Source organism: uncultured Thermomonas sp., assembly GCF_937872235.1.
Lineage (GTDB): Bacteria > Pseudomonadota > Gammaproteobacteria > Xanthomonadales > Xanthomonadaceae > Thermomonas > Thermomonas beijingensis.
Genome location: NZ_CALMPC010000108.1, coordinates 18,788 through 31,187, shown reverse-complemented (window position 1 = coordinate 31,187; position 12,400 = coordinate 18,788). Strand labels below are relative to the sequence as shown.

General features: G+C 59.5%; 14 protein-coding genes and 2 tRNA genes. 8 read left to right on the top strand and 8 right to left on the bottom strand.

The window, feature by feature from the left end; all coding sequences use genetic code 11:
* Positions 1-27 precede the first annotated feature (27 nt).
* From phbB to QWB57_RS09730, 4 genes are all read left to right on the top strand, one after another.
* Entirely contained in the window at positions 28-768 is a 741-nt protein-coding gene (gene phbB / locus QWB57_RS09745; RefSeq protein WP_223628165.1) for an acetoacetyl-CoA reductase, read from the top strand.
* A 70-nt stretch (positions 769-838) separates the two neighbouring features.
* On the top strand, positions 839-1,279 hold the full coding sequence (locus tag QWB57_RS09740) for a cytochrome c (RefSeq protein WP_223628163.1): 441 nt from the start codon (positions 839-841) through the stop codon (positions 1,277-1,279).
* Positions 1,280-1,359: 80 nt separating this feature from the next.
* Positions 1,360-1,860 (top strand): DUF456 domain-containing protein, encoded by a 501-nt coding sequence (locus QWB57_RS09735; protein ID WP_288969337.1) that lies wholly within the window; start codon positions 1,360-1,362, stop codon positions 1,858-1,860.
* 37 nt (positions 1,861-1,897) lie between these two features.
* On the top strand, positions 1,898-2,926 hold the full coding sequence (locus tag QWB57_RS09730) for a mechanosensitive ion channel domain-containing protein (protein ID WP_288969336.1): 1,029 nt from the start codon (positions 1,898-1,900) through the stop codon (positions 2,924-2,926).
* Here QWB57_RS09730 and QWB57_RS09725 read toward each other — a convergent pair.
* Together QWB57_RS09725 and QWB57_RS09720 are read right to left on the bottom strand one after the other, a co-directional pair.
* Positions 2,914-3,309: a hypothetical protein gene (locus tag QWB57_RS09725; protein ID WP_223628156.1), complete on the bottom strand. Its 396-nt coding sequence runs from the start codon at positions 3,307-3,309 to the stop codon at positions 2,914-2,916. The genes QWB57_RS09730 and QWB57_RS09725 overlap by 13 nt on opposite strands.
* Entirely contained in the window at positions 3,306-4,826 is a 1,521-nt protein-coding gene (locus tag QWB57_RS09720; protein WP_288969334.1) for a fumarate hydratase, read from the bottom strand. The genes QWB57_RS09725 and QWB57_RS09720 overlap by 4 nt, the downstream gene beginning before the upstream one ends.
* A gap of 77 nt (positions 4,827-4,903) precedes the next feature.
* On the opposite strand from QWB57_RS09720, the gene QWB57_RS09715 reads away from it, so the two are divergent.
* From QWB57_RS09715 to QWB57_RS09705, 3 genes are all read left to right on the top strand, one after another.
* On the top strand, positions 4,904-6,070 hold the full coding sequence (locus tag QWB57_RS09715; protein ID WP_288969332.1) for a PQQ-dependent sugar dehydrogenase: 1,167 nt from the start codon (positions 4,904-4,906) through the stop codon (positions 6,068-6,070).
* Positions 6,071-6,134: 64 nt separating this feature from the next.
* Positions 6,135-6,635: a TerB family tellurite resistance protein gene (locus tag QWB57_RS09710; protein ID WP_223628150.1), complete on the top strand. Its 501-nt coding sequence runs from the start codon at positions 6,135-6,137 to the stop codon at positions 6,633-6,635.
* 155 nt (positions 6,636-6,790) lie between these two features.
* Entirely contained in the window at positions 6,791-7,600 is an 810-nt protein-coding gene (locus QWB57_RS09705; RefSeq protein WP_223628148.1) for a ferredoxin--NADP reductase, read from the top strand.
* Positions 7,601-7,617: 17 nt separating this feature from the next.
* Here the strand turns inward: QWB57_RS09705 and QWB57_RS09700 are convergent, their stop codons facing one another.
* Together QWB57_RS09700 and QWB57_RS09695 are read right to left on the bottom strand one after the other, a co-directional pair.
* On the bottom strand, positions 7,618-8,022 hold the full coding sequence (locus QWB57_RS09700) for a hypothetical protein (RefSeq protein ID WP_223628146.1): 405 nt from the start codon (positions 8,020-8,022) through the stop codon (positions 7,618-7,620).
* Entirely contained in the window at positions 8,019-8,504 is a 486-nt protein-coding gene (locus QWB57_RS09695) for a glutathione peroxidase (RefSeq protein ID WP_288969325.1), read from the bottom strand. The genes QWB57_RS09700 and QWB57_RS09695 overlap by 4 nt, the downstream gene beginning before the upstream one ends.
* Before the next feature lie 254 nt (positions 8,505-8,758).
* On the opposite strand from QWB57_RS09695, the gene QWB57_RS09690 reads away from it, so the two are divergent.
* Complete coding sequence (locus QWB57_RS09690; protein ID WP_223628761.1) at positions 8,759-10,834, top strand: M3 family metallopeptidase; 2,076 nt, start codon at positions 8,759-8,761, stop codon at positions 10,832-10,834.
* A gap of 62 nt (positions 10,835-10,896) precedes the next feature.
* Here QWB57_RS09690 and QWB57_RS09685 read toward each other — a convergent pair whose 3' ends face one another.
* The 4 genes from QWB57_RS09685 to csrA all read right to left on the bottom strand — a co-directional run bounded on the left by QWB57_RS09685 (position 10,897) and on the right by csrA (position 12,394).
* On the bottom strand, positions 10,897-11,697 hold the full coding sequence (locus QWB57_RS09685; RefSeq protein WP_223628143.1) for a DUF3298 and DUF4163 domain-containing protein: 801 nt from the start codon (positions 11,695-11,697) through the stop codon (positions 10,897-10,899).
* Between the two features lie 194 nt (positions 11,698-11,891).
* A tRNA-Arg gene (locus QWB57_RS09680) sits at positions 11,892-11,968 on the bottom strand.
* Positions 11,969-12,047: 79 nt separating this feature from the next.
* Positions 12,048-12,140: transfer RNA gene (locus QWB57_RS09675), tRNA-Ser, on the bottom strand.
* Positions 12,141-12,196: 56 nt separating this feature from the next.
* The gene (gene csrA / locus QWB57_RS09670) at positions 12,197-12,394 is read right to left on the bottom strand and encodes a carbon storage regulator CsrA (RefSeq protein WP_223628759.1); all 198 of its coding nucleotides are present in this window, start codon (positions 12,392-12,394) and stop codon (positions 12,197-12,199) included.
* Positions 12,395-12,400: the final 6 nt, after the last annotated feature.

Here is a 12,400-nt window from a genome sequence, read left to right as displayed (position 1 = left end):
ACGACCTCTTTCACAAGGAGCAGCACCATGACTTCACGAGTTGCATTGGTTACCGGCGGCACTGGCGGCATCGGTACTGCCATCGTCAAGCGCCTGGCCGACATGGGCCACAAAGTGGCCACCAACTACCGCAATGAGGAAAAAGCGCGCGCGTGGCAAGAAAAAATGAAAGCCGATGGCTACGACGTGTTCATGGCCAAGGGCGATGTGACCTCGCCACAGGAAGCCGAAGCCATGGTGCGCGAAGTGGAAGCAAAGCTGGGCCCGGTCGAAATTCTGGTCAATAACGCCGGTATCACCCGCGACGGCACCTTCCACAAGATGAAGGCCGAGCAGTGGACCGACGTGATCAACACCAACCTCAACTCCTGCTTCAACGTCACCCGCCCGGTCATTGACGGCATGCGTGAGCGCAAATGGGGCCGGGTGATTCAGATCAGCTCGATCAATGGTCTCAAGGGCCAATACGGGCAAGCCAACTATGCGGCAGCCAAAGCCGGGATGCACGGGTTTACCATTTCGCTGGCGCGCGAGAACGCCCGCAACGGGGTGACCGTCAATACCATTTCGCCCGGCTATATCGCCACCGACATGGTGATGGCGGTGCCGGAAGACGTGCGCGCCAAGATCGTGGCCGATATCCCCACTGGCCGCCTCGGCACCCCCGAAGAAATCGCTTACGGGGTGGCCTTCCTTGCCGATGAACAAGCCAGCTGGATTACTGGCTCCAACCTCGACATCAACGGCGGCCATCACATGGGCTGGTAATGGCCTCGCCTCTGGCATATCTGCGCAACCGCAAGGCACAATCCACAGACATCCTCGACAAGGTGATCGCATGTCCACACCCGATCCTGCTACCCAAAAAAGCAACGCTGGCCGCTATTTGTTTTTGCTCATCCTTGGCCTAGTGGTGGGTGTGATTGCCACGGTGATGGCGCTACGTGCACTGGAAGCCCGCAAGGATCACTTCCCGGGAGCACTGATGGAGGTCCAGGGGTGGCATATGGGCCAGCTCAAGTCTGCTATGGAGCAAAACCGTTGCAGTGCCAGTGATGTGGTGCCCCATCTGCAAGCACTGCGGATGACCGCCAACGATCTGGAGCCGGCCTTCCCGGATCTGCGCGATGATGAACGCTTCAAGACTGCCGCTGCTGCCATGCGCGGTGCGGTGGATAAAGCGATCAATGCACCGCCGCTGAGTTGTGAAAGTCTGGCTGGCACCATGAAAGCCGTGGGAGATACCTGCAAAGGCTGCCATCGGGATTTCAAAAACTAAGCCTGGCCTAACAATGCTGGCAAAGGCCGCCCTCGCTGGCGGCCTTTGTTTTTGCCATCCCCACCCTCACCTTGACCCCCATGCACTGGACCCTCCTGCTGTACCTTTTCGCCGCCTTGCTGGTCCTCGCTGGGCTGGCCGGCACGTTGCTGCCGGTACTACCGGGTGCGCCACTGGTCCTTGCGGGCCTGCTATTAGCCGCATGGGTGGATGGCTTTGTGCATATTGGCGGCTGGACGCTGGCCATCCTGGCGGTATTGACGATCATCAGTCTGATTGTGGATTTTTGGGCCACCGCACATGGGGCCAAACGGGTGGGGGCCAGCAAACTGGCCATGCTGGGCGCGACCATTGGCACCCTCATCGGGTTGTTCTTTGCGCTGCCCGGGCTGATTCTGGGCCCCTTCCTCGGCGCGATCGCGGGTGAACTTCTGCATCAGCGCAGCCTGCACCCGAACACCCTCGGCCATGCCGGCAAGGTGGGCGCAGGCACGTGGTTGGGTATCCTGCTGGGCACCGCACTCAAGTTAGCCTTGGCGTTCACTATGCTGGGTGTATTTGCCTTGGCGTGGTGGCTGTGACCCTCCCTTTTGGCTTCAACCCTTGCCCATGTTGATGATGCGTATTCCTGCCCCCACACCGCACACTCTTCACGATCGCTTCATTGCAGCGCTGGAACAAGTGCAAGACAAGCTTTTGCACTTGTTGGCCAACTCCCCCTTACTGCTGGTTGCCGTCTTGATTGTGCTGGGCGCGATCTGGCTGGGCGGCGTAATCAGCCGTCGCATGCATGTACTGGATCGGATCAGCCGCAGCAACCCGTATATGGACGGGCTATTGCGCAATACCGTGAAGGTGTTGGTGGGACTGGCTGGCGTCCTGGTGGCACTGGATTTACTTAACGCCACATCACTGGTCGGTGCGGTACTGGGCTCGGCCGGTGTGGTTGGGTTGGTTCTCGGCTTTGCCTTCAAGGATATCGCTGAAAACTACATTGCCGGCGTGCTGCTCAGCCTGCGGCAACCGTTTTCACCCGGCGACAGTGTGCGTATTGATAGCTATGAAGGCAAAGTGATTGCACTCAATTCACGCGCCACCTTCCTGATGACCGCCGAAGGCCATCACCTGCAATTGCCCAATAGCGTGGTGTTCAAATCCGTGCTGTTGAATTACTCGCGCAACCCGCAGCGGCGCTTTGATTTTCAAATCAATGTGGGCAGCCGCACTTCACTGCATCAGGCCATGGATCTGGGGATTGCTACTCTGATATCCACCGGCGGCGTGCTGGCCAAGCCGGCACCCAATGCATTGATCCTGAACTTGACCAACGATGGCGTGACCCTGCAATTTACCGGCTGGATCGATCAGACCCACAACGACCTCTCACGTACCCGCAGCGAAGCCATGCGGCACTTGCGCAGGGCGCTGCGGCAGGCCGGAATCAGTTCGCCGGAAACCGTGCAACGTGTGCAACTGATGCGCAGTGACGGCGAAAATCCTCCGCTACCTGAGAATGGGCATGCCCGGGATACATCTGTCGATCACGCGTTGGATCAGCAACTCGGGCACGCGCAGCAGCAAGAAGGTGACCGCAACTTGCTAGACGCAACTACGCGTGCAGCCTCCTCGCCATCTCAATTTCCGTAGAGCAACCAACGCCTAGCCTCCCCCTCATCGCTGAAGGAATGCACGGCCATTCCCCGCTCGAGACACAGAATCTCGCCGAATTCGCTGCCTTCAATGTCGTCCTGCAGTTCAACAAAGGCGACACGCACCGTCGCCAGCCCCGCGTTCTGCATGGCATCGATAATCGGCACGATCTCGCCGACTTCGACGGTTTCCTGCAACTCTTCCAGCACCAGCAGACGGCTTGCCCCCGTCAATTGGCATTGCTCACCCAGCAACGTCCACATCGCAATCGACACCTGTTGCGAATCGGTGCCATCAAACACATGTGCGCGCAGATAGCCGTCTTCGTTGCTGAAGCGGACCCTGAAGCCGGGCCCATCGATGAGGCGGGAAGCACTCACGTGAGCACCGCCAGTGGAATCTTGCCGATCTTCGCCTGCCACTCACGCGGGCCGGTCTGGTGCACCGAGGTGCCGGTGCTGTCCACCGCCACCGTCACCGGCATGTCCTTGACCTCGAACTCGTAGATTGCCTCCATGCCAAGGTCGGCAAAGCCCACCACCTTGGCGGCCTTGATCGCCTTCGATACCAGATAAGCTGAGCCGCCCACCGCCATCAAATACACCGATTGGTGGTTCTTGATCGCCTCCAGCGCGGCCGGGCCGCGCTCGGCCTTGCCGATCATGCCGAGCAGGCCGGTTTGCGCCAGTACCTGTTCGGTGAACTTGTCCATGCGGGTGGCAGTGGTGGGGCCAGCCGGGCCCACCACTTCATCGCGTACCGGGTCCACCGGGCCCACGTAATAGATGAAACGCCCGCGCAAATCCACCGGCAGCGGCTCGCCCTTGTTCAGCATATCCACCATGCGCTTGTGCGCGGCGTCGCGACCAGTCAGCATCTTGCCGGACAACAGCAACACCTCGCCCGGCTGGAGCGTTTGCACTTCGTCCCGAGTGATCGTGTCCAGATTCACGCGGCGTGCGTTCTGCGGGCTGTAGGTGAGCTTGGGCCAGTCTTCCAGCGACGGCGGCTCCAGTGCCACCGGGCCGCTGCCGTCCAGGGTGAAGTGCGCATGGCGGGTAGCCGCGCAATTGGGGATCAGCGCCACCGGCAGGTTGGCGGCGTGGGTCGGGAAATCCTTGATCTTGACGTCCAGCACCGTGGTCAGCCCGCCCAGGCCCTGCGCACCGATGCCCAGCGCGTTGACCTTCTCGAACAGCTCGATGCGCAATTCCTCGACGCGATTGGACGGCCCGCGCGCAATGAGCTCCTGGATGTCGATCTCCTCCATCAGCGACTCCTTGGCCAGCAGCATCGCCTTCTCGGCGGTGCCGCCGATGCCGATGCCCAGCATGCCCGGCGGGCACCAGCCCGCGCCCATCGTCGGCACGGTCTTGAGCACCCAGTCGACGATGGAATCGGACGGGTTGAGCATCGCGAACTTGCTCTTGGCCTCGCTGCCGCCGCCCTTGGCCGCCACGATCACGTCGAGCTTGTCGCCGGCGACGATCTTGACGTTGATGACGCAGGGCGTGTTGTCCTTCGTATTGATGCGCTTGCCGGCTGGATCGGCCAGCACGCTGGCACGCAGCTTGTTGTCGGGGTCCAGATAGGCACGGCGTACGCCCTCGTTGACGGCGTCCTCCAGCGAGCCGGTGAACCCTTCCCAGCGCACGTCCATGCCCACTTCCAGGAACACGGTGACGATGCCGGTGTCCTGGCAGATCGGGCGGTGGCCTTCGGCGCACATCCGCGAATTGATCAGGATCTGCGCCATCGCATCCTTGGCCGCCGGCGACTGCTCGCGCTCATAGGCGGCCGTCACCGCCTTGATGAAGTCCACCGGGTGGTAATAGCTGATGTATTGCAGTGCGTCCTGGACGGACTGGATCAGATGATCTTGCTGGATAACGGTCACGAGGGCATGTTCTGGCGGGGGAGACTGGGGGTATTTTAGGGCCAACCCCACTTCCGGCAGCATGTATGAGGCCCACGATGCCAAGTTCACTGTTCCGTGCCCAAACCGCACTGTGCTGCATGTTGCCCTTGGCACTGAATGCCTGCGCGCAGCCGCCAACGGCTGTGCGCCAGCAACAACAAGAACTCACCGCCGAAGGTGAGTTGCGCATCGACAGGCTCGCCCACGGTTTGCACCACCCGTGGGCGGTGGCCCTGCTCCCGGATGGGAGCTTTTTGGTCAGCGAACGCCCCGGCCGGTTGCGCAGGATTTCCGCAACCGGGCAACTCTCGGCAGCGCTTGCCGGGGTGCCCAAGGTCTTCGCCGAAGGCCAGGGCGGGTTGCTGGATGTGGTGCTGGATCCGGCCTTCGCCAGCAATCAACGTATTTGGCTGAGCTATGCCGAGCCGGGACCCGATGACACCGCCGGCACGGCGGTAGCCACCGCGACATTGGGCAAAGCTGCGCTTTCCAATATGCGTGTGGTGTATCGGCAAGAACCCAAACTCGAAGGGCCCAATCACTTTGGTTCGCGCATCGCGTTTGATGGCAAGGGCCATGTATTTATCAGTCAGGGCGAGCGCAACCAGAAGGAGCTGGCACAACAACTGGACAAGTTACAGGGCAAGCTGGTGCGGCTCAATTTGGACGGCAGTATTCCTACCGACAATCCTTTCGTGGGCCGCGCCAACGCACGCCCGGAAATCTGGAGCTACGGCCACCGCAATATGCAAGGATTGGCGGTGGATCCGCGCAGCGGCCGGCTCTGGCAGAGCGAACACGGCCCGCGCGGCGGGGATGAAATCAACCTGCCCGAAGCCGGCAAAAACTACGGCTGGCCGGTGATCAGCGACGGCATGAACTATCTGACCAATCTCCCGTATTCGGAAACTATTGGCCGCCAGGCACCCGGCATGGAGCGCCCGTACCATGTCTGGGCCAAATCACCGGCACTGTCAGGCATGGCCTTTTTTGTCGGCCACCCCGAGAGTGCCTGGAACAACAGCCTGCTGCTGGGCGCGTTGGCCGGACAAAGCTTGATCCGGTTGCGCTTGAATGGCGATCGCATCGTTGCCGAAGAACGATTGCTTGGCACATTGCGCAGCCGTATTCGCGATGTGCGGGCAAGCGCCGATGGCCACATCTACGTGCTGACTGACGAGGACGACGGCCAATTGCTGCGATTGACCCCTCCAAAGCGCTAGCCCCCCTTTTCAGCGGCGCAGATCTGGCGCAGGATGTTGCGGGGACATTCATGGGGGAGCAGGCATGACCGACAGTACTTCTGCGAGTGGCAAGTTCGAAGGCATCCGCGGCGTCATCAATGATATTCGTCTGCTATTGGGCGATCTGTTGGGGCTGGGCAAGCCCGATGAAGACACGCAGATGGTGATCGAAGTGATCTTCGGGCTGATGGGCTATATGGCCAAGGCCGATCGTCTGGTGAGTAGCCATGAATCCAATCTGGCCAACCAGATCATGGACGAAACCGACCTGTCGATGACGGCACGCCGTATCGCCATGGAGGCCTTTGAACGCGGCATGCTACGCAACATCAACGTGCACGCGGAGCTGCTGCGCTTTGTGGATGCCCACCCCGCTGGCTCTGAACCCGCCGAACGCCTGTACAACGCACTGCTGCGTTTGGCCACTTCGGATGGCCGGCTGGATCCACGCGAGTACGAGACAATGGTGCAAGTCACCCGTGACTTGGGCTTGCCCGCGGTGACCTTGGACAATCGCTTGGCAATGTTCAACGTCAAGCGTTGAATTGGCGGGACGATCGCGCCCACCTGCTCAAGCAAGTTTCCTTGTCCGGTACGGGACTCCTGTATCCCGGCCTGCCGTGGACTTGCGCCAGATCAACCGGAATGCTGCGTTGCGGCGTAAAATGATCGCCTGCCTCATCTTCCCTACTTGCCCGCATGGCCGCTCCCTACGGCACCGAAACGGTGCTTGACGTTCGTCACTGGACGGACGCCTACTTCAGCTTCACCACCACCCGTGATGACGGCTTCCGTTTCGACAACGGCCAGTTCGTGATGATTGGGCTGGAGGTCGAGCAAGCCGATGGTTCGCGCAAGCCGCTCATGCGCGCCTATTCCATCGCCAGTGCCAATTGGGAGGAGCAACTGGAGTTCTTCAGCATCAAGGTGCAGGACGGGCCATTGACCTCGCGCCTGCAACACATCCAACCGGGTGACACCATTCTGATCGGCCGCAAACCCACCGGCACGCTGTTGATTTCGGATCTGCATCCTGGCCGCAACCTGTATTTGCTGGCCACCGGCACCGGGCTTGCTCCGTGGATGTCGGTAATCAAGGACCCCGAGACCTACCAGCGCTTTGGGCGCGTGGTTTTGTGTCATGGCGTGCGCGGCAGCGAAGACCTTGCCTACCGCGACTATATCGAACGCGAACTCCCTAACCACGAGCTGCTGGGCGATGTCATCCGCGACCGCCTGCTGTACTACCCGGCGGTGTCACGCGAGGAATTCGAATACAACGGCCACCCCCAACACGGCCGTATCACTGACCATTTGGAGCAAGGCCGCATTGCCCAAGTGCTGGGGATCGAGCCGCTGGATGCTACCCATGACCGCGCCATGATTTGTGGCAGCCCGCAGATGCTGGCCGATTTTCGCCGGATTCTCGACAACAGCGGCATGCGTGCATCACCGCGCATTGGTACTGCCGGGGAATACGTGTTCGAGCGTGCGTTCGTCGAAAAATAAAGCCCGCGATCAATCACTCAAGCGCTCCCATAACGCAGCCAGATCCTGGCATCCGCTTCATTTCCGAACATGCGAATCTTGTAGCCACGCTCCATCGCCATGATTTCGGCTTCTTGAATCCGGGGCATTTGGTCTGCCCGCCCCTCCACATAGGCAATCTTGGCCTGTTCCAGCCCCAAGCCTGCGATGGCCGCGAAGAAGCGTTCCAGATCTTCACTCGACATCACATCGCTTTCCTTGGCATCCAGCACCAATAATTGACTGGCCCCCAGCGCACGCAAACGCCGGATGATGGTGATCCAATATTCACTGGTCACCGGCAGGCTACTGTCCTCATTGCCAAATACTTGCACGCAAAGCAACGGCGGCTGGTAGTCCAACACCAACTGATAGCCACTGCCATGCACTTCCTCGTGGCTCATGCCAATGCCGCTTCGATGTCACTGCGCATCGATTCGGGTGTGTCGGTGGGCGCATAACGGCGTAACGCATTGCCATCGCGCCCCACCAGGAACTTGGTGAAATTCCACTTGATGGCGTCGATCCCCAACAACCCGCCCTTTTGCTGCTTCAACCATTTCCACAATGGATGCGCATTGCTGCCATTGACTTCCACCTTGGCAAACATCGGGAAGCTGACGTCATAACTGAGTGAGCAAAAATTGCGGATTTCCTCCGCGTCACCCGGCTCCTGATGGCCGAACTGATCGCAGGGAAAACCCAGCACCACCAAGCCTTGCGCGGCATAGTCACGCCACAGCGTTTCCAGGCCGGCATACTGCGGCGTGAAGCCGCATTTACTGGCCACATTCACGACCAACAACACGTGACCACGATATTGCGACAGCCGTTGTTGGCTGCCATCCAACGCCATCGCATCGAAATCAAACGCGTTCATATCCATGCCTGCCTTTGATTTGCCATTTCCGATGATTCTCGTTCCGGCACTTCCGTTTGGCAACTGCCCATCGGCGTAGGCCATGTTGCATGGCTTACCACAACCGCCAACTCGGCGATGCGCTAACCTTAGCGATTGTCTTGTCCCGTTTGCGAGTTGCCATGAAACGACCCGTCGTCTGCACCCTAGCCATTGCCATTGCCACCGTTATCAGCGGCTGCGCCACCTCCACGCCGCTAGCCCACAAGCAGGAAGCGTCCATGCCCGCCGCCCCCACCTATAACGGCATCTTCGCCGCAGCCAGTCCGCTGGAGCTGAACTACCCGCAATTTGACAAGATCGCCGATCGTGATTTTGCACCGGCGTTCGATGCCGGCATGGCGCAGCAGTTGCGCGAGATCGACGCCATTGCCAACAACCCTGAGCCCGCAAGCTTCCAGAACACCGTCGTGGCAATGGAAAAAAGTGGACAGCTGCTCAATCGCGCCAGCAACGTGTTTTTCAATTTGGTCGGCACCGACAAGAATGATGCGCGCGAAAAACTCGAAACCGAGTACGCACCAAAATTCTCAGCGCACAGCGACGCGATTTCGCTCAATCCAAAATTGTTTGCCCGCATCAAGTCGCTGTATGACGCTCGCGACACGCTGGGACTGGACGCCGTTGACAAGCGCTTGCTGGAAAAGCGCTACCAGGATTTTGTACGGGCCGGCGCCGCGTTGAGCGAAGCACAGCAAGCCCGCATTCGCGAAATCAATACGCAGATGTCCAAACTGGGCACCCAGTTCAACCAAAACGTATTGGCCGAAGTGAACGCCTCTGCAGTTGTGGTGGACAGCCGTGAAGAACTCAAGGGCATGAGTGATGAGCAGATTGCCGCCGCCGCAGAAGCTGCCAAGACGCGCAACCTGCCCGGCAAATACGTGATTGCGCTGCTTAACACCACCGGCCAGCCAGCCGAAACACAGCTGGAAAGCCGCGTACTGCGTCAGCGCCTGCACGAAGCTTCGGTGGCGCGCGGCAGCCGGGGCAACCAATGGGACAATACCGGCATCGTCTCGCAAATCCTCAAGCTGCGTGCAGAGCGTGCGCGCATGTTGGGTTACGACACGTCGGCCAATTTTGTGCTGGCCGATGAGACCGCCGCTAATCAAGACAACGTCAACAAAATGCTGCGCGCGCTGGCCCCGAAAGCGGTGACCAATGCCCGCCGTGAAGGTGGCGAGCTGCAGGCCATGATCGACGCACAGCAAAAAGCCGCGCATCAGGCCAGCTTCCAGCTGCAACCGTGGGACTGGTCGTACTACAGCGAAAAAGTACGTGCGGAGAAATTCAGCTTCGACGAAGCGCAACTCAAGCCCTACTTCGAAATGAAGAACGTGCTGGAAAATGGCGTGTTCTATGCCGCCAACCGGCTGTACGGGATCAGCTTCAAGGAACGCACTGATCTGCCCAAATATCGCGCCGATACCTTCACCTATGAAGTGTTCGACAAGGACGGCAGCCCTCTGGCGATCTTCATCTTCGATCCGTATGCGCGCGCATCCAAGCGCGGTGGCGCATGGATGAACACCTACGTGTCGCAGTCCGCATTGCTGGGCGAAAAACCCGTGGTCGCCAATCACCTGAACATCCCGAAACCTTCCGAGGGCAAGCCCACCTTGCTGACGTGGGATGAAGTGACCACCGCCTTCCACGAATTTGGCCACGCGTTGCACGGCTTCTTCCAGGATGTGCGCTACCCGTATTTTTCGATGAATGTACCGCGTGACTTTGTCGAATATCCGTCGCAGGTCAATGAAATGTGGGCTGACTGGCCGGAAGTGCTGGGCCACTACGCGAGGCACTATCAGACTGGTGCTGCGATGCCCAAGCCGCTCTTGGACAAAGTGATTGCGGCATCCAAGTTCAATCAGGGCTTTGCCACCACCGAATATCTGGAGGCAGCCATGCTGGACCAACGCTGGCACCAGCTCCCGCTGGAACAGATTCCGGATGCCCCCGGGGTGATGGCGTTCGAAGCCAAGGCGTTGAAGGCCGATGGCTTTGATTACGCACCGGTGCCGCCACGCTACCGCACGCCTTATTTCAGCCATATCATGGGCGGCTACGCGGCCGGCTATTACGCCTACATCTGGTCGGAAGTGCTGGCCGCCAACACCACCCAATGGATCCGCCAACACGGCGGCTTGACACAAGAAAACGGGGCACGCGTGCGCGCCACTGTGCTTGCTCCCGGCGGCCAAATTGAAGCTGGCAAGCTGTTCCCGAACTTGTCCGGTTACGAGGCCAGGATTGAACCACTGCTGGAAGCGCGCGGCCTCAATAGCAAGTAATCCTTCGCTATTCCGGTGCGACAGCGCCGCCTTCGGGCGGCGTTGTCGTATGCATCTGCTGATTACTCTGCGTGGAACAGCGACTGATACTGCGCTGCCACCAGTGGCAGCAATACTTTTGCCGGTACTTCGGCAGTGCGCGTGCCATCTTCATAAGCTGCCACCTGTTCGGGCGGGAACACGAAGCGCAGCGCGCGAATGCTGCCATCGGCGTTCATCACCGGCTCGAAGCGGGAAAAATGTTTCGGCTCTGGCGTGGTGCCCGCGTCGATCCATTTGCTGCCGCGCTTGAGTTGTTGCGTACGCAAATCGGCTTCACCACCATCATCATCCAGCTGCTGCGATAGACCAGTCATCAGCTGCTCACGCACATACGCAGCCACCGGCACCCAATTGGCGGCATCCGGAATCAATTGCTCGGCGGCCAGCATTTGCTGTCGCTGCGGCAGCCACACAAACCGCTCTACCAGTGGGTTGCCATGCGCTCCACCAATGAAGCTGCTGCCCTCTGCTGCTACCGCCACCACGCGCGAGGTCTCCACCACCTGTGTGAAGGACAAACTGAGGTCATACGGCACTTCCGGCTTTCGTCCGTGCAGGCCGGCCACTGCGCGCATCAGTTGTCCCCGCGTGGCCTCGGCATAGGCATGTACCGCTTGCGCGAGCGCAGGGTATTTGGACGCCACCTGCGGGTAGCTAATGCCCACGATATAAGTCGGTGTGGTTTCAATCACATCCTGCAACACCACCGGTGCAGGCGCGGCAGGGGCTGGTGGTGGCGCACTTGCTGCCGCCTCACTGCCCGCATGCGTGCCAGTGCCGCGATCGCAACCTGCCAGCACAAACGCAGGTACAAGCAGCACAACGGCAATGGTTTGCAAACGCGGGGGCAGGCAAATGCACATGGGCAAAAAAAAACCGGTGGGGGAAAATCGGCTGCGGTGCAGTCGCCGCCACTGAAGTTTGCCATGCGGGTGGCACGGTCGGCTATGTGTAGCCTTCATTCACTACTGCGCCGGCATAAAAAAAAACCGACCCAAAGGTCGGTTTTTTAAGATGGTGCGCCCGGAGCGATTCGAACGCCCGACCCCCAAGTTCGTAGCCTGGTGCTCTATCCAACTGAGCTACGGGCGCATGGGCGGAATTATGCAGTTTGATCTGCAATGCGTCAATACATGTTGACGCTCACCGCTGAATCACAATTTCGACAAACTGGCGGAGACTGAGGGATTCGAACCCTCGATGGAGCTTTTGACCCCATACTCCCTTAGCAGGGGAGCCCCTTCGGCCTCTCGGGCAAGTCTCCGTAAGGCGAAATCGTGAGCCGGCAAGGATACAGGCAATTATACAATCCGGCAAACTTCAGGACGATTTTTCTTCATCTTCGCCGTTTTGCGAACTACCCTGGATCCGTTGATAAATTTCTTCGCGATGCACCGACACATCTTTCGGTGCGGTGATGCCAATTCGCACCTGATTGCCCTTGACACCGAGCACAGTCACGGTAATTGCATCACCAATCATCAAGGTCTCGCCAACTCTTCTTGTCAAAATCAACATCGCAAC

Excerpts from the sequence above, each read along its gene's own strand:
- phbB (WP_223628165.1), top strand. The coding sequence starts at position 28 with ATGACTTCACGAGTTGCATTGGTTACCGGCGGCACTGGCGGCATCGGT.
- QWB57_RS09740 (WP_223628163.1), top strand. The coding sequence starts at position 839 with ATGTCCACACCCGATCCTGCTACCCAAAAAAGCAACGCTGGCCGCTAT.
- QWB57_RS09735 (WP_288969337.1), top strand. The coding sequence starts at position 1,360 with ATGCACTGGACCCTCCTGCTGTACCTTTTCGCCGCCTTGCTGGTCCTC.
- QWB57_RS09730 (WP_288969336.1), top strand. The coding sequence starts at position 1,898 with ATGCGTATTCCTGCCCCCACACCGCACACTCTTCACGATCGCTTCATT.
- QWB57_RS09715 (WP_288969332.1), top strand. The coding sequence starts at position 4,904 with ATGCCAAGTTCACTGTTCCGTGCCCAAACCGCACTGTGCTGCATGTTG.
- QWB57_RS09710 (WP_223628150.1), top strand. The coding sequence starts at position 6,135 with ATGACCGACAGTACTTCTGCGAGTGGCAAGTTCGAAGGCATCCGCGGC.
- QWB57_RS09705 (WP_223628148.1), top strand. The coding sequence starts at position 6,791 with ATGGCCGCTCCCTACGGCACCGAAACGGTGCTTGACGTTCGTCACTGG.
- QWB57_RS09700 (WP_223628146.1), bottom strand. The coding sequence starts at position 8,022 with ATGAGCCACGAGGAAGTGCATGGCAGTGGCTATCAGTTGGTGTTGGAC.
- QWB57_RS09695 (WP_288969325.1), bottom strand. The coding sequence starts at position 8,504 with ATGGATATGAACGCGTTTGATTTCGATGCGATGGCGTTGGATGGCAGC.
- QWB57_RS09690 (WP_223628761.1), top strand. The coding sequence starts at position 8,759 with ATGCCCGCCGCCCCCACCTATAACGGCATCTTCGCCGCAGCCAGTCCG.
- csrA (WP_223628759.1), bottom strand. The coding sequence starts at position 12,394 with ATGTTGATTTTGACAAGAAGAGTTGGCGAGACCTTGATGATTGGTGAT.